The organism is Streptomyces sp. NBC_00016, assembly GCF_045040885.1.
In the GTDB taxonomy this organism is placed as follows: Bacteria; Actinomycetota; Actinomycetes; order Streptomycetales; family Streptomycetaceae; genus Streptomyces; species Streptomyces coriariae.
The window spans coordinates 5354964-5373405 of sequence record NZ_CP108304.1 but is presented as its reverse complement, the minus strand read 5'-3'; the positions used below and the strand labels follow the sequence as shown (position 1 = coordinate 5373405).

General features: G+C 70.5%; 23 protein-coding genes. 8 read left to right on the top strand and 15 right to left on the bottom strand.

Translation table 11 applies throughout. The features are described from left to right. Positions 1-55: 55 nt before the first annotated feature. Positions 56-622 (bottom strand): aerial mycelium formation protein, encoded by a 567-nt coding sequence (locus OG933_RS23865; protein WP_362528637.1) that lies wholly within the window; start codon positions 620-622, stop codon positions 56-58. A 159-nt stretch (positions 623-781) separates the two neighbouring features. On the opposite strand from OG933_RS23865, the gene dtd reads away from it, so the two are divergent. Then, positions 782-1207: a D-aminoacyl-tRNA deacylase gene (dtd, locus tag OG933_RS23860; RefSeq protein WP_362528763.1), complete on the top strand. Its 426-nt coding sequence runs from the start codon at positions 782-784 to the stop codon at positions 1205-1207. Positions 1208-1277: 70 nt separating this feature from the next. Here the strand turns inward: dtd and OG933_RS23855 are convergent, their stop codons facing one another. The 6 genes from OG933_RS23855 to OG933_RS23830 all read right to left on the bottom strand — a co-directional run bounded on the left by OG933_RS23855 (position 1278) and on the right by OG933_RS23830 (position 6125). Continuing rightward, positions 1278-2243, bottom strand: coding sequence for a folate-binding protein (locus OG933_RS23855; protein WP_362528640.1), 966 nt, complete (start codon positions 2241-2243; stop codon positions 1278-1280). A 10-nt stretch (positions 2244-2253) separates the two neighbouring features. Then, positions 2254-2700, bottom strand: a complete 447-nt coding sequence (locus OG933_RS23850; protein ID WP_020130354.1) for a Fur family transcriptional regulator — start codon at positions 2698-2700, stop codon at positions 2254-2256. A gap of 16 nt (positions 2701-2716) precedes the next feature. Next, entirely contained in the window at positions 2717-3292 is a 576-nt protein-coding gene (locus OG933_RS23845; RefSeq protein ID WP_020130355.1) for an FABP family protein, read from the bottom strand. Between the two features lie 231 nt (positions 3293-3523). Next, on the bottom strand, positions 3524-4468 hold the full coding sequence (locus OG933_RS23840) for a hypothetical protein (RefSeq protein ID WP_362528643.1): 945 nt from the start codon (positions 4466-4468) through the stop codon (positions 3524-3526). Further along, a complete protein-coding gene (locus OG933_RS23835) occupies positions 4465-5346 on the bottom strand; it encodes a hypothetical protein (RefSeq protein ID WP_405628838.1) in 882 nt (293 codons plus the stop codon). The genes OG933_RS23840 and OG933_RS23835 overlap by 4 nt, the downstream gene beginning before the upstream one ends. Beyond that, positions 5343-6125 carry a hypothetical protein gene (locus OG933_RS23830; RefSeq protein ID WP_405628837.1) on the bottom strand — a complete coding sequence of 261 codons (783 nt, stop codon included), beginning with the start codon at positions 6123-6125 and terminating at the stop codon, positions 5343-5345. Before OG933_RS23830 ends, OG933_RS23835 begins: the two co-directional genes overlap by 4 nt. 270 nt (positions 6126-6395) lie before the next feature. Between OG933_RS23830 and OG933_RS23825 the strand changes: the two genes are divergently transcribed. Then, positions 6396-6758, top strand: a complete 363-nt coding sequence (locus tag OG933_RS23825; RefSeq protein ID WP_020130361.1) for a DsrE family protein — start codon at positions 6396-6398, stop codon at positions 6756-6758. A gap of 18 nt (positions 6759-6776) precedes the next feature. Here OG933_RS23825 and OG933_RS23820 read toward each other — a convergent pair whose 3' ends face one another. From OG933_RS23820 to OG933_RS23785, 8 genes are all read right to left on the bottom strand, one after another. Next, positions 6777-7037, bottom strand: coding sequence for a DUF3099 domain-containing protein (locus tag OG933_RS23820; RefSeq protein WP_054243839.1), 261 nt, complete (start codon positions 7035-7037; stop codon positions 6777-6779). Positions 7038-7124: 87 nt separating this feature from the next. After that, a complete protein-coding gene (locus OG933_RS23815; protein ID WP_010351646.1) occupies positions 7125-7412 on the bottom strand; it encodes a DUF1416 domain-containing protein in 288 nt (95 codons plus the stop codon). A gap of 39 nt (positions 7413-7451) precedes the next feature. Next, the gene (locus OG933_RS23810) at positions 7452-8291 is read right to left on the bottom strand and encodes a sulfurtransferase (RefSeq protein ID WP_020130363.1); all 840 of its coding nucleotides are present in this window, start codon (positions 8289-8291) and stop codon (positions 7452-7454) included. 137 nt (positions 8292-8428) lie between these two features. Next, positions 8429-8509 carry a putative leader peptide gene (locus OG933_RS23805; protein WP_351007875.1) on the bottom strand — a complete coding sequence of 27 codons (81 nt, stop codon included), beginning with the start codon at positions 8507-8509 and terminating at the stop codon, positions 8429-8431. Positions 8510-8760: 251 nt separating this feature from the next. Then, entirely contained in the window at positions 8761-9498 is a 738-nt protein-coding gene (locus tag OG933_RS23800; RefSeq protein WP_054243837.1) for a DUF2993 domain-containing protein, read from the bottom strand. Positions 9499-9647: 149 nt separating this feature from the next. Beyond that, positions 9648-11126, bottom strand: a complete 1479-nt coding sequence (locus tag OG933_RS23795) for a hypothetical protein (RefSeq protein WP_405628835.1) — start codon at positions 11124-11126, stop codon at positions 9648-9650. 1 nt (position 11127) lies between these two features. Then, positions 11128-11382: a MoaD/ThiS family protein gene (locus OG933_RS23790; RefSeq protein WP_020130366.1), complete on the bottom strand. Its 255-nt coding sequence runs from the start codon at positions 11380-11382 to the stop codon at positions 11128-11130. Positions 11383-11419: 37 nt separating this feature from the next. Further along, a complete protein-coding gene (locus OG933_RS23785; RefSeq protein WP_362528657.1) occupies positions 11420-12259 on the bottom strand; it encodes an alpha/beta fold hydrolase in 840 nt (279 codons plus the stop codon). Positions 12260-12461: 202 nt separating this feature from the next. Here OG933_RS23785 and OG933_RS23780 point away from each other — a divergent pair, with 202 nt between their 5' ends. The 6 genes from OG933_RS23780 (at position 12462) to OG933_RS23755 (ending at position 18346) form a co-directional block, all read left to right on the top strand. Next, positions 12462-13250 carry a response regulator transcription factor gene (locus OG933_RS23780; protein WP_362528660.1) on the top strand — a complete coding sequence of 263 codons (789 nt, stop codon included), beginning with the start codon at positions 12462-12464 and terminating at the stop codon, positions 13248-13250. Positions 13251-13355: 105 nt separating this feature from the next. Then, positions 13356-14378, top strand: coding sequence for a LacI family DNA-binding transcriptional regulator (locus tag OG933_RS23775; RefSeq protein WP_362265970.1), 1023 nt, complete (start codon positions 13356-13358; stop codon positions 14376-14378). A gap of 176 nt (positions 14379-14554) precedes the next feature. Continuing rightward, positions 14555-15808, top strand: a complete 1254-nt coding sequence (locus OG933_RS23770; RefSeq protein WP_362528663.1) for a trypsin-like peptidase domain-containing protein — start codon at positions 14555-14557, stop codon at positions 15806-15808. A 29-nt stretch (positions 15809-15837) separates the two neighbouring features. Then, the gene (locus OG933_RS23765; protein ID WP_054243831.1) at positions 15838-16047 is read left to right on the top strand and encodes a hypothetical protein; all 210 of its coding nucleotides are present in this window, start codon (positions 15838-15840) and stop codon (positions 16045-16047) included. A 119-nt stretch (positions 16048-16166) separates the two neighbouring features. Further along, complete coding sequence (locus OG933_RS23760; RefSeq protein ID WP_054243830.1) at positions 16167-16904, top strand: response regulator transcription factor; 738 nt, start codon at positions 16167-16169, stop codon at positions 16902-16904. Beyond that, a complete protein-coding gene (locus tag OG933_RS23755) occupies positions 16901-18346 on the top strand; it encodes an ATP-binding protein (RefSeq protein ID WP_405628831.1) in 1446 nt (481 codons plus the stop codon). Before OG933_RS23760 ends, OG933_RS23755 begins: the two co-directional genes overlap by 4 nt. Positions 18347-18442: the final 96 nt, after the last annotated feature.

Genomic DNA, 18442 nt, shown 5'->3' with positions numbered 1-18442 from the left:
GGCCCCGGCCCGGGCCCCAGCCCGGGCCCCTTGCCCCGGTGGCACCTCGCCGGAGTCACACCAACAGGTCCTCCACCTGTGCCTCTCCCTCCCGGTAACGCCTCGTGATCTCCGCGCCCGACTCGTCGGCCGTCCGCTGGAGGCGCTGGCGGCGGCTCGAGACCTGCTGCTCGTAGCGGACCAGGCAGCCCATCGCGTCGTGGAGCTCGGGATCGGTGCGCGCGTCGAGGTCGGAGAGTTCGACGTCGGCGAGCATGTCGGCGGCCAGCCGCCGGTATTCCTCGCTGTGCGGGGTGCCCAGGGTGACGTGCCGGGCCGAGGAGCGGTGCCGGGCCGGGGCGTCGGTGAGGATCTCCGACAGCCGCTCCACCACGGAGGCCGCACCCGACGGAGAGCGGCGGGCCAGCTCCGCGCGCAGGATGTCGATACGGCCCTGGACCAGCCGTCGTACATAGCTGAGGTCGGCCTCGTCGCGCTGGGCGTCCCGGCGCAGGGTGCGCAGTTCGGGCAGGCTCAGCCCGGTCAGGTCGTGCTCGGGTTGTTCCGCGGGCAGCACGGGGCTGTCGCTGCGCTGTGTCGGCGGCCGATGTGTCGCAGGCCGCCCGGTACTCGGTGTGCTCATGTCCTTCTACCGTCCCCTCGACCGGCGTGTGGGAAGCATCGTGCCACCCCGATCGACCGCCGGGTTACCGAGTCCCCCCGAACGGCCCCAGATAGGGGCTTAAGGAGCAAAAATGGGCCCCCCACGAGTCCGTGCGGGTAACCCGGCATCATGGTCCGCATGCGAGCGGTGGTGCAGAGGGTGGACGGCGCGAGCGTCGTCGTGGACGGCGAGACGGTCGGGGAGATCAGCGGCGAGGGACTGTGCGTCCTGGTCGGGATCACCCACGAGGACACGAAGGAGAAGGCGGCTCAGCTCGCCCGCAAGCTCTGGTCGGTCCGCATGCTGCACGACGAGAGGTCGTGCAGCGACATCGACGCCCCGCTGCTGGTCATCAGCCAGTTCACGCTGTACGGGGACGCGCGCAAGGGGCGCCGCCCCACCTGGAACGCGGCCGCCCCCGGCGAGCTCGCCGAGCCGCTCGTCGACGAGGTCGTCGCCCGGTTGCGGGAGCTGGGCGCGACGGTGGCGACGGGCCGGTTCGGCGCGCAGATGCGGGTGTCGCTGACGAACGACGGCCCGTTCACCGTGCTGATCGAGATCTGAGGTCCCCCAGGTCCCCCAGGGGTCCCAGGTCCCCCAGGGGTCCCGGGGGTCCCAGGGTCCTCGGAGTTTCCTAGGGTTCCACGACCGTTTCCTGGGCGGCCGCGGTCGTCCCGGCCAGCAGCGGCGCGTCCACCGGGACGTTCCGCTTCACCAGGGCCAGGGCCACCGGGCCGAGCTCGTGGTGGCGTACGGACGTGGTGATGAAGCCGATCTTGCGCCCGTCGGGGCCATCGGCGGCGACACGGAGTTCGGTACCGGCGGCCGGCAGGTGGACCTCGCTGCCGTCGAGGTGCAGGAAGACCAGGCGGCGGGGCGGCTTGCCGAGGTTCTGCACCCGGGCCACCGTCTCCTGGCCGCGGTAGCAGCCCTTCTGGAGGTGCACGGCGGTGCCGATCCAGCCGAGCTCGTGCGGGATGGTGCGGTGGTCGGTCTCGAAGCCGAGACGCGGGCGGTGGTGCTCGACGCGGAGGGCCTCGTGGGCGAGGATCCCGACCGGCGGACCCGCCTGCCCGGCGTACGCCTCCAGGTCGGCGCGGGGGAGGAACAGATCGCGGCCGTACGCGGTCTCCCGGACGGCGACACCCTGCGGGACGGGGGCGATGGACCCTGCGGGGAGATGCACGACCGCGAGGTCGGCGGTGCGGTCGGCGACCTCGACCCGGTAGAAGAACTTCATCGACTCCAGGTACGCGATCAACGCCTCCTGGGTGCCGGGTTCGACGTGCATCCAGACCGTCAGGCCGTCGTCCACCAGGTAGAGCGCGTGTTCGATGTGGCCGTTCGCGGAGAGGATCAGCGCTTCGGTGGCCTCGCCGACGCGGAGGTCGGTGAGGTGCTGGGTGAGGAGAAGGTGCAGCCAGCTCAGCCGGTCCTCGCCGGAGACGGTGACGACTCCGCGGTGCGAGAGATCGACGAAACCGGCGCCGTCGGCGAGGGCGCGCTGCTCGCGGAACAGATCGCCGTAGTGACCGGCGACGCCTTCGTCCACACCCTCGGCGGGGACGGCGCCGGGCAGGGACAGCAGAGGGCTCTTCATGGCCCCCAGCCTACGACTTGGTAATTGAACCCTTGAGCGTGCAGTCCTTGCAGCGCCCGAAGATCGCGAAGTGCTTCATGTCCGTGTCGAAGCCGAAGGTCTCGCGCAGCTTGTCCCGGAACTCCGCGGCCACCTGTACATCCGCCTCGATGACGTTGCCGCAGTCCCGGCAGACGAGGTGGATGTGATGGTGCCGGTCCGCCAGGTGGTACGTCGGCGCCCCGTGCCCCAGATGCGCGTGGCTGACCAGCTCGAGCTCCTCCAGGAGCTCCAGGGTCCGGTACACGGTGGAAATGTTGACCCCCGACGCCGTCTTCCTCACTTCCACGAGGATGTCGTCGGGGGTCGCGTGCTCCAGGGTGTCCACGGCTTCGAGGACAAGCTGGCGCTGCGGCGTCAGCCGGTAACCGCGCTGCCGCAGGTCGCTCTTCCAGTCAGTGCTTTCAGTGCTCACCACACCGAAGAGTCTAGAACTACTTGAAGAAGGCGATCCCGTCGTCCGGCATGTCGTCGGGGAGGGCCTTCGCCCAGCGCTCGACGTCCTCCGGCGTGACGACCTTCTTCAGGTGCGCCGACATGTAGGGGCGCAGCTCGGTCTCGGGGGTCTGCTTCTCGCCGACCCACATGAGGTCGCTCTTGACGTACCCGTACAGACGCTTGCCGCCGGTGTAGGGGCCGGAGGCGGCCGTGCGGGCCACCGCGTCCGTGACGAGGTCGATCTGCGGCTTCTTGTCGGCGAGCTCGCCGTACCAGATCTCGACGACGCCGTCGTCGCGGACCATGGTCACCTCGACCTTGCGGTCGGCGTCGACGCGCCAGAAGCCGGACTCCGACTCCAGCGGCCGGACCTTGTTGCCCTCGCCGTCCAGGACCCAGGTGTGGGAGTGGTACTCCAGGAAGTCCCGGCCGTCGTGGCCGAAGGTGACCTCCTGTCCGAAGTTGCACTTCTCCGAGCCGGGGAAGTCATGCACGCCCGCGCCCGCCCAGCTGCCCAGCAGGAAAGCGAGGGGGACGAGGTCCTTGTGGAGGTCGGACGGAATCTCGATCATGAGTGACAGTTCCTGGACGTGGTCGGTCAGCGCTGGCCCTGGTACAGCTTCTTCACGGTCAGACCGGCGAAGGCGAGGGTGCCGACGCAGACCAGGACCAGCAGGGCTTCGAAGAAGATCTCCACGGGGTGCTCCTCGGATGAGCGTGCTTCAGGGTACGTACTACAGGGCCGGCCCCCAGCTTACGCGGCCGGGGACCGGCCCTCCGTGTGAGGTACTCCCTCACGGGGGTCAGCCCAGCAGCTGACTCTGCAGGGTGACGGTCTGCTGGAAGGGGACGGCCGCGGCGGTGCCCTTGCGGGACTGGAGGACCACGGCGACGACGTCACCCGCGCGGAGGTAGGCCTGCCGCAGCTGCTCCGCCCCGTACGGCTTCACCTCGTCGTAGGAGTACCGCATGACGCTCATGCTGTCGAAGTCGGCGGCGGTGGGGTACTTGTCGTCGAACTCCGCCTCGGCGGCGCCGCGCACGGCGTGCAGGGGAGCGCCGTAGGTGGTGAGCTCGCCGTAGATGTCGTCGGCCACCGTCCCGGTGTCGAACTGGAGCAGGTAGACGCGGGTGCCGGTGCCGTCCGGGGTGGTCCAGCCACGGGCCGCGATGTGCCGCAGTCCGTGGTCGGTGAGCAACTGGCCGACGTCGTCCCGGTCCTCCTTCGACTCGAACACGTTCAGGAAGTCCTTCGTCGGCAGCCAGCCGTCGGCGCCGCGCAGCGTCTTGTCGTCCGTCGCCCCCTCGGGAGCGGGCAGCAGCAGCGCGCGCAGGTCCGCGTAGTGGGCCTGCGCCCAGTTCTTGGTGTCGAACGGGCTGGGGCTGCCCGAGGGCAGCGGCGGCCTGGTGATCTCCGGGTACGCCCAGCGGCCGTCCGACTCGGTGGCGAGACCGGGTACGTCCGTGCGCTCCATGCCCGTGATCCCGTACGCCGTCCCGGCCCCGAGCGCGGCGAACACGGTGACGACGGCGGTCCAGCGCAGCACGGCCCGCAGGACTCGCCGGTCCTTCGGAGCGACCGGGCCGCCCTGCGGGGTGGTGGGTGTCTCCGTGGCCGGGAGTCCTTCCACGGGCGCGGTGTCCGGCTCGACGGCGATCTGCTCGGTGACCTGCGTCCCGGCGGAGGGTTCAGCGGCCGTCCCGTCGGTCGGTGCGGCGGTGGCCGGCGTCTGCTGTTGCTCGGTCATACGGCCTGTCCCGGGTCGTCGATGCGGTCGAGTTGTGCGGTGAAGAACTTGGCGACGAACTTCGCGTCGAGCACACCGGGGGCGTTCGCGGTGACGCTGACCAGCACGTCTCCCACGTAGGCGGTGCAGAGCGCGAAGCCCAGCTCCTCGTCCTTGTCCTTGGGCGTCAGGAAGCACTGGGCGTCCTTGTTGCCCGCGATCTTCGGGCCCTTGCGGAAGACGTCCGTGGCGGCGAGGAAGCCGTTGACGGACGTCGCCGCCTCCCGCACGGCGGTGCGGTTCTCCATCCGCGACAGGTTGACGTCGAACGTGATCGCGTCCGTGGTGTTGTAGTCCGACCGACCGACGACGTAGCTGCGCATCGCCACGCCCTTGATGCGCTCCTTGTCGATCAGCTTCTCCAGCTGCCGGCGTGACTTGCTGGGCAGGTCCTTGATGGACTCCTTGCGCATGGCGGTGGCCTGCGCTCCGCTGAACTCGGCGTCCGCGCCGAACTCACCGAGGTCGGGGCCGCGCTCGAAACCGTCGGTGCCGTAGGGCACGAGCAGGGCGCTCAGTCCCTTGCCCGCACCGTCCGCGCCGTCCTGCTCGGTCTTCTCCTCGCCCTGGGCCGGCGGCGGGAACTTCCACGTCGGCTTGCCGGGGGCGCGGTCGGCGTCCTGGACGGTCACGGCGGTGTAGCCGACACCCCCGACGAGCGCGCACGCCAGCAGCGCGGATCCCGCCACGGTGGCGATACGGCCGGGGCGCAGGACCCTGCGCGCGGGCTTCACGGCGGTGACGGGCTCTGCGCCACCGCCCTCGATGACCTCGGGGTGCACGGGGCTCGCGGGGTTGGTCTCGGGGTTCACGGGGTTGATCTCGGGGTTCTCGCTCACAGCTTTCCCACCTGCCGCTGGGCCAGGTCCATGATCTTCGCCTTGGAGATCGGCTTGCTGTCGTAGACCTGGATCTCCACGCAGATGTCACCGCGCCAGGCGTAGGCCTCGGCCGTGTACATCGGGAGGTAGCCGGGCTCCTCTTCGGGTGTGTCGTGCACGTACGCCGTCCCGTTGCCGTCCCCCGTGCCGGGGATGGGCCAACTGCGCGTGTCGTCCTCGTCCTCGGCCCAGTAGCCGCCGCTCTCGGCCCACTCGGACGCGGCGGCCTTGCTCTCCTGGTGGAACTGGACGAGTGCGATCTCGACGTTGTACGACTCGCCCACGCGCCACGAGACCATGGCCGCGCGGCGGAACTCGTCGTCGACGAGGTTGTTGAACGTGGCGCCCGGTCGCGTGTACTCCTGCGCGTACGTGGGCAGATCCGCCCAGCCGTCGCTGTCCACCGCGAAGTCGGCGTCCTTGGCTCCCTTGGGACGGGTGATCAGCAGCTTGCGCAGATCGCCGTCCGTCTTGACCCGCCGGTCCTGCGCCGCCGACAGCGGCTCGACCTCGCCCTTGCCCTGCGCGAGCACGGGCTGCGAGAGCGGCGGCAGCGCGGTCGGCTCGCGGTCGGCCTGGACGAGGAAACCGGCGCAGGCGCCGGCGACGACACCGAGCACGGCGGCTCCGGCGATCATCAGGGTCGTACGGCCGCGGCGACGGCGAAGGCGCGGCAGGGGCGCCTCGGCCGCAACGGATGCGTCCGCGTCTTCGTGCGCCTCTGCGTCTTCGTGCACCTCTGCGTCTCGGTCCGCCTCCGCCTCCGGCGCACCTTCTGCCGCTGCCTTGGCGTCGGCCTCTGCCTGTACGTCTGCCTCTGGCTGTGCCGCTGCCTGAGCGGCTCCGTCTGCCTCGACAGGCCCACCCGCACCTACTACCTCTTCGGCCCTTTCTGGACCTTCCACAACATCCCCCTCAGAAGCGTGAAGCGCGTATTCCGTCTCGCGCTGCACAGGAGACCCATGGTCAACACAAGCAGTTGTAGTTGAGTTGATTACGATTCAGGCATGGCGAAGAAGCTCGTGATCAAGGTGACGGCGGGCGCGGACGCGCCCGAGCGGTGCTCCCAGGCGTTCACGGTCGCGGCCGTCGCCGTGGCCAGTGGGGTCGAGGTCTCGCTGTGGCTGACCGGGGAGTCCGCCTGGTTCGCGCTGCCGGGCCGGGCCGCCGAGTTCGAGCTGCCGCACGCGGCCCCGCTGCCCGGCCTGCTCGACTCGATCCTGGCCGGCGGCCGCCTCACCCTGTGCACCCAGTGCGCGGCCCGCCGGGACATCACGGAGAAGGACGTCATCGAGGGCGTGCGGATCGCGGGAGCGCAGGTGTTCGTGCAGGAGGCGCTGACCGACGGCGTCCAGGCGCTCGTCTACTAGAAAAGGCGGAACGGGCGGCTACGGGCGGCGTTTCTTGCCGTCCAGCTCGTCCCACCACTCGTCGGACTTCGGGTCACCGGAGGGGTCGTCCCACCAGCGGTCCTCGGGGCCGCGCCGGTTGGCGACCATCGCGGCGAGCGGCGGGATGAGCATGGCCACCACGCACATGCCCACGGCCACCGGGATCGACCAGAGGCGCACGACCGCCCACGCCAGGACGAAGAGACCGATGCAGGTCCCCATCATGGCGAAGTAGACGTGCCGTCGCCGTGCGTACATACCTCCAGCGTAGGTCCGCGCACGCCGAAGGGCCGCACCCGCGGTGTTCGACCCGGGGTGCGGCCCTTCAGTGGTTCACGGTGTCGTTCAGACCGCGATCGCGACCTCCGCGAGGCCGCCCTGCTGGGCGACGACCGTGCGGTCGGCGGTGGCGCCGGGAACGAGGGCGCGAACGGTCCAGGTGCCCTCGGCCGCGTAGAAGCGGAACTGTCCGGTGGCGGAGGTCGGGACCTCCGCGGTGAACTCGCCGGTCGAGTCCAGCAGACGGACGTAGCCCGTCACCGGCTCGCCGTCCCTGGTCACCTGACCCTGGATCGTGGTCTCACCGGGCTTGATCGTCGAGGCGTCCGGGCCGCCGGCCTTCGCTCCACACATGTGCTTCTCCTGAGGTCGTTCAGGTCGGTCTTCGGATGATTACTTGTTGGCGCCGAGCTCGATCGGGACGCCGACGAGGGAGCCGTACTCGGTCCAGGAGCCGTCGTAGTTCTTGACGTTCTCCACGCCCAGCAGCTCGTGCAGCACGAACCAGGTCAGGGCCGAGCGCTCGCCGATGCGGCAGTACGCGATGGTGTCCTTGGCCAGGTCGACCTGCTCGTCGGCGTAGAGCTCCTTGAGCTCGTCGTCCGACTTGAAGGTGCCGTCGTCGTTGGCGTTCTTCGACCACGGGATGTTGCGGGCGGACGGGACGTGGCCCGGGCGCTGCGACTGCTCCTGCGGCAGGTGCGCGGGAGCGAGCAGCTTGCCGCTGAACTCGTCGGGCGACCGGACGTCGACCAGGTTCTGCGAGCCGATGGCCGCCACGACGTCGTCGCGGAAGGCGCGGATGGACTTGTTCTGCGGCTTGGCCTGGTAGGAGGTCTCGGGGCGCTCGGGCACCTCTTCGACCAGCTCGCGGGCGTCCAGCTCCCACTTCTTGCGGCCACCGTCGAGAAGCTTGACGTTGTCGTGGCCGTAGAGCTTGAAGTACCAGTAGGCGTAGGACGCGAACCAGTTGTTGTTGCCGCCGTAGAGGATCACCAGCGTGTCGTTGGCGATGCCCTTGGCCGACAGGAGCTTCTCGAAGCCCTCCTGGTCGACGAAGTCACGGCGGACCGGGTCCTGGAGGTCCTTGGTCCAGTCGATCCGGATGGCGTTCCGGATGTGGTTCTTCTCGTACGCGGACGTGTCCTCGTCGACCTCGACGATGGCGATGTCGGCGTTGTCGAGGTTGGCCTCGACCCAGTCGGCGTCGACCAGGACGTCACTGCGGCTCATGCTCGTTCTCCTCCGGGGCAGTTGCGGCGGGGGTGTGCAAGAAAGAGGGGTGCGCGGCCGGGTCTCGCCGGCGGCCGGCGCACGGATGCCCTCGAGTGAGGGCGCCGGGAGGCGCGGAAGGCCGGCGGCGCTTCCGCTCAGAAAGTGCGACAGAGCATGGCGGCGACGCGGCACAGGTCTACTGCCCGCCGCTTCGTGAGATCCGCCTGTCGCTGCATCATGTCGACGATCGTAGGGACGGACAGGTGGGCATGTCACCAGCATGCCGAATGGTGAGATGCGATCGTCCGGATAGTGGGACAGAAAAAGCGCCCGGGCCGTTGCGACACGGCTTCCGGGCGCTTGTGTCCGTCGTCACCCCTGCGGTACGGACGGCGGCGTCTCGCCTGTCGGACACTCGCCGTCCATCAAGGGTCGGTCCATGGTTCGTCGTCCATGGCCGGTCCGGGGGTCAGCCCGGGGGTCAGCCCTACCCGGCCAGCCTGACGTTCGAACCCTTCACCGAGATGTCCACACCGTTCGTCCCCGCCTGGACCTTGTCGAGCTGGATCCCGCCGGGCAGGTCGTCGATCTTCTGCTGGAAGTCGGTGATCGAGCGCACCTCGCTCTCGGCGGCCTGGACCCCGCCGAAGCTGGGCAGCGAGTCGGCGTGCACGCGGACGGTGTCGCCCTCGACGGTGACCGTGCTGAGGACGTACACGGGCTGCGGCAGCTTGGTGCCGAGCACGGTGGCCTCGACGGCGACCTTGATCTTGCCGTTGCCGCCGTCGGAGAGGCCGACCACGTTCGCGGTGACGCCCTGCATCACCTGCGTCGGCTCGGACTTCGCGGTCTTCAGCAGCTCGGCGTAGGTGATGGACGCGGTGCCGGTGGCGCTGGAGGCGGTGGCGGAGCTGTAGTCGCCGGAGAACTCGACGCCCTTCATGTCCGCCTGGAGGTCGTCGATACGGATCGACTGACCGCTCGTGCCGGTGGCCGCCTCGTAGTCCTTCATGCCGACCTCGACGTCGTCCAGCGAGCCGCCGACGACCTGGGTGAGGAACGGGAAGCCCTTGATGGACACGTCCGGGGTGGTGGCGAGGCCCTCGTTGGCCTTCAGCTTGTCGGCCACCTCACCCTCCGCGAAGTTCACGGCGAGGCGGTCCGCGAGCACGAACAGGCCGCCCAGGACCACGACGACGACCAGCAGTATTCGAAGCGCACGCATGCGGTAGTTCCCCCACCCGGATGGCCTGAACGGTTCATTGACAACGGTTCAAGGTAACCCCGCGAGGAAGGGGCACCGACGATTTGTCGATCACCTGTGACAGACCATCACCGCTCTTTACCCCTTGCTCCGCTCTTTGCCCCTTACTCCTAGGCCAGCGCCCGCCCGAGCACGTAGACCGCGGGCGCGGCCGCTGCCAGCGGCAGGGCCACACCCGCCGTGAAGTGGACGAAGCGGGAGGGGTAGTCGTAGCTCGCGACCCGGTGGCCGATGAGCGCGCAGACCGCCGCGCCCGCGCCGAGCAGCGCGCCCTTGGCGCCGAGGCCGGTCATCCCGCCGACCGCGATGCCCGCGCCCGCAGCGGCGAGCAGGGCCACCACGACGGAGGCCGGGGTGGGCAGCGGCAGCGCCCGGGCCAGGACGGCCACCGCCACCGCGGCCGTGCCGACCGTCACCGCGTCCGGCTCGGCGCCGAGATGCCCGGTGGCGAGGACGGCCAGCGCGGAGGAGGCGACGGTCGCCATCAGTCCGTACATACGTTCGTCGGGGTCGGCGTGCGAGCGCAGCTGGAGCACCAGACAGAGCAGGACCCAGACGCCGAGGGTGCCGAAGATCGCGGCGGGCGCGTTCTCCCGGCCCGCCGCGAGAAGTGCCGCGTCCGACACCAGCGCGCCCAGGAAGGCGAGCGCGATGCCCTGGCGGGCCGGCCACATTCCGTTCAGCCGGAACCAGCCCGCCGCGGTGACGGCCTGGAGCGCGACGAGCGGGACGAGGAGGGCGTAGGAGCCGATGGCCGCCGCACCGGAGAGGAGCAGACCGAGGACCGCGGTGAGCGCGGCGGGCTGCATCCCCGGCTCGATGATCGGCGAACGTCCCTCCAGGCGGGCCCGCTGGGCATCGGTGACACGGGCGTTGCCGGCCAGGGTGGCAGGGCCGTAGGTCATGCCGGTGTCTCCGGTCGCGGGCTCCGGCACGGGGGCGGAAGCAAGGGGGGCGGCGGCGGGCGCCGAAGGGAGAGGGGACGCCTGCTGCGGTGCCGCGGTCTGCCAGCTTCCCGCCCGGGCGTGGTCGTGCACCTGGGAGTGACTGTGCGGCTGGGCGTGGCTCTGCGGCTGCGCCTGGTTCCGTGCCTGGGCGTGGCTCTGTGCCTGATTCTGTGCCTGGGCATGGTTCTGCGGCTGGGCGTGGTTCTCCGGCGGCAGGGGCGCGCCCGCCGCCGGGCCGCCGCCGTACGCCGGGCCGTTGCCGTACGCGGAGGTGTCCGCGTACCCGGGGGCGTTTCCGTACCCGGAGGCCTCGTCGTACGCGGGAGCGTTGCCGTACGCGGGCTGCGGGCTGCCGTAGACGGGCGCCTCGCCGGTCTGCGGGGGCAGATAGGCGGTCGGGGCCGGGTCGGCCGGGGTGACCGGCGCCTGGACACTCGTCTCCCAGGTCTGGCCCTGCCACTGCTGCGTGTGCTGGAGGTGGGCCTGCGGGTCCTCGTACCCCTGCTGCTGCCCCGGCCAAGCCTGCTGCTGAGCGTGCTGGGGCTGATGAGCCTGCTGGGGTTGTTGCTGGGCGTACGGGTCGTAACCCTCGTAGCCCTCGTACCCCTCATAGCCCTGCTGGTCGTACGGCTGGTCGGTCATCTCACCCTCCTGCGAACGGCGGGAGCACCTCGACCGTGCCGCCGTCGGCCAGCCGTACCGTCTCATGTTCGCGGGTGCCCACGGGGTCACCGTCGACGAGGAACGAGCATCGCTGCAGGACACGCACGAGTTCACCGGGGTGTCGCGCACGTGCGGCGTCGAGTGCCTCGGCGAGCGTGGCCGCGTCGTGCGGCTCCTCGGCGACCCCGGCCGCGGCCTTGGCCGCCGCCCAGTAGCGCACCGTGACCTTGGGCATCAGGTTCCTCAATCAATCGGCTGTGTACACGGTCAGGCTAGCCCGCCCGCGCGACCGCCCAGTCCCCGATACGGGCCAGCAGGCCGTCGTCGGCCGCGTGCTCGGCGTGGCCCATGCCGTGCTCCACCCAGAGTTCGCCGTGGCCGGCGGCGGCCTCGGCCAGCATCCGGGGGTGGTCGAGGGGGAAGTAGCCGTCCTGGTCGCCGTGCACGATCAGCAAGGGGGTCGGCGCGATCTTCGGGACCGCCTCGACCGGGGACAGCGGGACGGGGTCCCAGTCCCGGCGGTGGATACGGGTGCGGAAGCCGTAGCGGCCGACCAGGCGGCCCTCGGGGCGGGTGACCATCCAGTGCAGCCGGCGCATCGGGGCCGTGCCGCGGTAGTACCAGCGGGCGGGGGCGCTCACCGAGACGACGGCGTCCACCGTCCCCTCGTACAGCGCCGCGTGCCGCAGCACCACCGAGCCGCCCATCGAGAAGCCGACGGTCACCACGCGCGCGTGCCCGAGCGAGCGGGCCCACTCCACGACGGCGGCCAGGTCGAGGACCTCGCGGTCGCCGACCGTCGAGTGTCCGCCGGAGCGGCCGTGGCCCCGGAAGGAGAAGGTGACGACGGCGCCGTGTTCGGCGAGGGCGGACGCCACGCGCCGCACGTGCGGGCGGTCCACGTCCCCGGTGAACCCGTGGGCGACGACGAACACCGGGTGACGGGTGGATGGCGCGGAGGCGTCGTATACGGCCGCACCCGGTTCGTATACGGAATCGACGGCAATCCCGTCGGCGGTGGGCAGAAACGTCCGCAATGGTGCGGGCGTGCCCGTCTCGGAATACGGACGAACGGTGGAACGTGCCACATGACCTGCCGGACCGCTGCTCATGTGGGCTATTCTGCTGGACAGAGGACTCGGGCAGCGTAGCCCCCGGGTCCTTTTGTGCTTTCGGAAGCGTTGTATACGAAATGGGAACCGGGCGGGAAACGCCAGGTGACCGCGGGTGTACGGCCCCCCGGGATCGCAGAGCAGTGCCGCAAAAGCCGCAGTGCCGCAATGTCCTCGCAGGGACCGAGGAGGAACCAGACATATGAGTTCTCTGCTGCTCCTGACCAACGCTCTCCAGCCGTCGACGGAGGTGCTTCCGGCTCTCGGACTGCTGCTGCACAACGTGCGGGTGGCCCCGGCCGAAGGCCCCGCCCTCGTCGACACCCCCGGTGCCGACGTCATCCTGATCGACGGGCGCCGCGACCTGCCCCAGGTCCGCAGCCTCTGCCAGCTGCTGCGCTCCACCGGACCCGGCTGTCCGCTCATCCTGGTCGTGACCGAGGGCGGCCTCGCCGCCGTCACCGCCGACTGGGGCATCGACGACGTACTGCTGGACACCGCCGGACCGGCCGAGGTCGAGGCCCGGCTGCGGCTGGCCATGGGCCGCCAGCAGATCGTCAACGACGACTCCCCGATGGAGATCCGCAACGGCGACCTGTCGGTCGACGAGGCGACCTACAGCGCGAAGCTGAAGGGGCGGGTCCTGGACCTCACCTTCAAGGAGTTCGAGCTCCTGAAGTACCTGGCCCAGCACCCGGGCCGGGTGTTCACCCGCGCACAGCTGCTCCAGGAGGTCTGGGGCTACGACTACTTCGGCGGCACCCGTACCGTCGACGTCCACGTACGACGTCTGCGCGCCAAGCTCGGCCCCGAGCACGAGTCGCTGATCGGAACCGTCCGGAACGTCGGTTATCGATTCGTTACCCCTGAGAAGGGGGAGCGCGCGAGTGACGACGCCAAGGCCAAGACGGACCGGTCGGAGCAGTCAAACGCGGACGATACGGACAACGTGGCCGCCCTGGACGCCTCAGAGGTCACGGCGGAGGCGTAGTACCCGCCGGTAAGCCCGGAACCCGCTCGGGCAGGGCGTCGCCCGCGCACAGGGAAGCTCCTGTACGCCCTGCCCAGAGCGGGTCCATCCGCGTAGACTCCGCGGGTGGCCAAGGTGACTCGGGATGATGTGGCGCGACTGGCGGGTACTTCGACCGCTGTCGTCAGCTATGTCATCAACAACGGACCCCGGCCGGTCGCCCCGGCCACGCGCGAGCGTGTCCTCGCCGCCATCAAGGAGCTGGGGTACCGGCCCGACCGGGTCGCCCAGGCCATGGCGTCACGGCGCACCGACCTCATAGGCCTGATCATCCCGGACGCCCGTCAGCCCTTCTTCGGCGAGATGGCGCACGCGGTCGAGCAGGCCGCCTCCGAACGCGGAAAGATGGTGCTGGTCGGCAACACCGACTACGTCGCCGAGCGCGAGGTCCACTATCTGCGGGCGTTCCTCGGGATGCGCGTCTCGGGCCTCATCCTCGTCAGCCACGCGCTGAACGACCTGGCGGCCGCGGAGATCGACGCCTGGGACGCCCGGGTGGTGCTGCTGCACGAACGCCCCGAGGCCATCGACGACGTCGCCGTCGTCACCGACGACCTGGGCGGCGCCCAGCTCGCCGTGACCCACCTCCTGGAGCACGGCTACGAGTACGTGGCCTGTGTCGGCGGCACCGCGGAGACCCCCTCCGTCGGTGACCCGGTCTCCGACCACGTCGAGGGCTGGCGGCGCGCGATGGACGAGGCCGGTGTCAGCACCGAGGGCCGGCTCTTCGAGGCGCCGTACAACCGCTACGACGCCTACCGCGTCTCCCTGGAACTGCTGGCGGGCCCGGACCGGCCGCCGGCCGTGTTCTGCTCCACCGACGACCAGGCGATCGGTCTGCTGCGCGCGGCGCGCGAGCTGCGCATCGACGTGCCCGGCGAGCTGGCGGTCATCGGCTTCGACGACATCAAGGAAGCGGCCCTCGCCGACCCGCCCATGACAACGATCGCATCGGACCGCTCGGCGATGGCCCGGGCGGCGGTCGACCTCGTCCTGGACGACGGCCTGCGGGTCGCGGGCTCGCGGCGCGAGCGGCTGAAGGTGTTCCCGTCGCAGCTGGTGGTGCGCCGGTCCTGCGGCTGCGAGTAGCCGTCCACGGGCCTGTGCGTGAACCGTTCACGGGCCCGCATGAGCCGTCCATGAGACGTATCTGAGAGGCTCCGCCCTACTTCGGGATCGCTCTTTATATCGGGCATACGAGGTTCTGGCGGGCTTCTCAGGGAGCACTCAGGGAGCTCTCATGGTCGGGCGGGAAGCTACTTTCCATGACCGAGAGCATCCGCCGCAGCGGCGAGTACGAGAACTTCGAGAACCCGTACCAGGCCCCGTACGAGGGCGCCCAGCAGCACGCCTCCGCCCCCATGGGCTCCTCCCCGGTGAACCCGGAGTGGCCGCCCCCGCCGGCCTACGAGCCGGTCGCGCAGCCCGTGCAGCAGCAGTCGGTGCAGCAGCAGCCCGTTCAGCCGGTGCAGCAGTCCGCGCACCAGCCGCAGCCGGCCGTCGAGCCCACCGCGGTGTGGCAGACCCAGGCAGCGGCCGGCGGCGCCGACAACGGCGGCTACGGCGGCAACGGCGGCGGAACCGCTCTCCTCACCCCCGTGGCCTCCGAGCCCGCGCCCGGCAGGAAGAAGCGCGCCCGCGGCCCGTTCGCGCTGCTCGCCGCCGTGGCGATCGTCGCGGCTGCCATAGGCGGCGGCACGGCCTACGGCATCCAGGAGCTGACCGGCAAGGACGAGGTGGTCTCCTCGTCCACCACCACCAGCGTGGTGCCCTCCAGCAAGACGGGGGACGTGGCCACCATCGCGGCGGCGGTCAGCCCGAGCGTCGTCGAGGTCAGCGCCACGCTCAGCAACGGGACGTCCACCGGCTCCGGTGTGATCATCACCAGCGGCGGCGAGATCGTCACGAACAACCACGTCATCTCCGGCGCCACCTCGATCAAGGTGTCGACGAGCGACGGGAAGTCGTACACCGCCAAGGTCGTCGGCACGGACAGCAAGAAGGACCTCGCGCTCATCAAGCTGGAGAACGCGTCCGGCCTGAAGGCGGCGACCCTCGGCAACTCCGACGGCGTCAAGGTCGGCGACACGGTCGTGGCGATCGGCTCCCCCGAGGGCCTGACCGGCACCGTCACCAGCGGCATCGTCTCCGCGCTGAGCCGGGACGTGACCGTCTCGACCGACGAGAGCCAGAGTCAGAGCCAGGGCCAGGGAAGTCAGGGCGGCGACGGCAGCTGGCCCTTCCAGTTCGGCGGCCAGCAGTTCAACGGCGACACGGGTACGTCCACGACGACGTACAAGGCGCTCCAGACGGACGCCTCCCTGAACCCCGGCAACTCCGGCGGCGCGCTCATCGACGCCAGCGGCAACATCATCGGCATCAACTCCGCGATGTACTCCGCCGCGACGGACTCGTCCTCCTCCGCCGACGCCGGCAGCGTCGGCCTCGGCTTCGCCATCCCGATCAACACCGTCAAGGCCGACCTCGCCACGCTGCGGGCCGGCGGCTCCGACAGCTGACAACCCACCACCGAGTCAGGGAGTACGTCATGATCAAGCAGGTTTCGCACACGGTGACCGGTTTCGGTGCGGCCGACCTCGGCCTGGCCCTCGACGTGGCGTACGAGCTGCACCCGCCGGTCGCGCCCACCCGCGCGCCGGAGGTGGCGGCCCCGCAGCTGATGGGTCTGCGCACCACCGCCGCCCGCCCGCACCAGCGCAAGGTGCCGCTGAACCGGCTCGCGGCGATGCGCGGCTGATCTCACCGCAACCCGCTCTTTACGCGCACACCGGGAACCGTGCGAGGCTGAGGACACTCAGCACATTCAGCAGGTCCGGCCTCTCCCGTCGTCCCACCGCACCCGAGGAAACCACGCCCATGAGCCCCGCCGAAGGCGACCGTGACACCCAGCGCATCCTGATCGTCGACGACGAGCCGGCGGTGCGTGAAGCACTCCAGCGCAGCCTCGCCTTCGAGGGCTACGACACGCAGGTCGCCGTGGACGGCGCGGACGCGCTGGAGAAGGCCACGGCCTACCAGCCCGACCTGGTGGTGCTGGACATCCAGATGCCGCGCATGGACGGCCTCACCGCCGCGCGCCGCATCCGCGGGGCCGGCGACACCACGCCCATCCTGATGCTGACGGCCCGCGACACGGTCGGCGACCGGGTCACGGGACTGGACGCCGGGGCGGACGACTACCTGGTCAAGCCCTTCGAACTGGACGAACTGTTCGCCCGCGTACGGGCCCTGCTGCGGCGCAGCTCCTACGCGGCGGCGGCCGGAGCGGGCGCCGTCGAGGAGGACGAGGCCCTCACCTTCGCCGACCTGCGCATGGACCTCGCGACCCGCGAGGTCACCCGCGGCGGACGCCCCGTGGAACTGACCCGCACGGAGTTCACCCTCCTGGAGATGTTCATGGCACACCCGCGCCAGGTCCTCACCCGTGAGCAGATCCTGAAGGCGGTCTGGGGCTTCGACTTCGAGCCGTCGTCCAACTCGCTGGACGTGTACGTGATGTACCTGCGCCGCAAGACGGAAGCGGGCGGGGAGCCGCGCCTCGTGCACACCGTGCGGGGCGTCGGGTACGTGCTGCGACAGGGCGGGGCGGAGTGAACAAGCTCGTACGGCGGTTCCGCTCGCTGCCGATCCGGTCACGGCTGGCCATGCTGGTCGCGGCGGCGGTGGCGTTCGCGGTGGCGGCGGTCTCGGTCACCTGTTGGTTCCTCGTGCAGGGGAAGCTGTACGCGCAGGTCAACGATGACCTAGAGGAGATGGCACGGAGGCCCGGCACGGTCAACGCGCTCCTGCAGAGGTGCACGCAGAACCCTGAGGAGAACACCCAGCTCTTCCCCGGCCGGAACAACTACGTGCAGGCGATCAAGGAGCAGGGCGCTCCCTGTGTCGACCCGACCTCCCCGGGCAAGGTCAAGGTCACCAGCTCCGACAAGGATGTGATCAAGGACGCGAAGAGCGGACGGGCCCTCTTCCGTAACGGCACCGACGACGACGGCAACGCCGTGCGCGTGCTGACCATGTATCTGGGCGCTGACCAGAACGACTCGCAGGGGGTTGCCCTGCAACTCGCGGTCTCCCTCAAGGGCACCCAGTCCACCCTCAACGAACTCGCCCTCATCCTCCTCCTCGTCTCCGGTATCGGAGTCGTCGGTGCCGGCGCCGCCGGCCTCGCGGTCGCCCGTGCGGGGCTGCGGCCGGTCGACAAGCTCACCGAGGCCGTCGAGCACGTGGCCCGGACGGAGGACCTGAGCATCCGGATCCCCGTCGAGGACGACAGCGACGACGAGGTCGCCCGCCTCTCCCGTTCCTTCAACTCGATGACCGCGTCCCTCGCCAACTCCCGTGAGCTCCAGCAGCAGCTGATCGCGGACGCCGGTCACGAGCTGCGCACCCCCCTCACCTCCCTGCGCACCAACATCGAGCTCCTCTCCCGCAGCGAGGAGACGGGCCGCCCGATCCCCCCGGCGGACCGCAAGGCACTCCTCACCTCCGTGACGGCGCAGATGACCGAGCTGGCGTCGCTCATCGGCGACCTCCAGGAACTGTCCCGTTCCGAGGGCCAGCGCGGCGAACGCGTGCAGGTGGTCTCGCTGGAGGACGCGGTGGAGTCGGCGCTGCGCCGGGCCCGGCTGCGCGGCCCGGAACTGACCATCACGGCCTCGCTGGAGCCCTGGTACACCCGGGCGGAGCCGGCCGCGCTGGAGCGTGCGGTGGTCAACATCCTGGACAACGCGGTGAAGTTCAGCCCCGAGGGCGGCACGATCGACGTCCGGCTGAGCCACGGGACGCTGACGGTCCGCGACCACGGCCCCGGTATCCCCAGCGAGGAACTCCCGCACGTCTTCGACCGCTTCTGGCGCTCCCCCAGCGCGCGGGCCCTCCCGGGCTCGGGCCTCGGTCTGTCGATCGTCGCCCGCACCGTGGAACAGGCCGGCGGCCAGGTCTCCCTGGCCCGCGCGGACGGCGGCGGCACGGTGGCGACGGTCCGGCTGCCGGGGGCGCCGACGCCTCCGCCGGAGGATCCCGCCGTCACCTCGTAGCGGGCGGACGGCTCTCTCTCCCACGAATTTCCGTGAGTTCGGCAACCTTTCCGATCCGGGCGGCGACCCAGCAGCGCATCAACTCCCCCCGCCCCG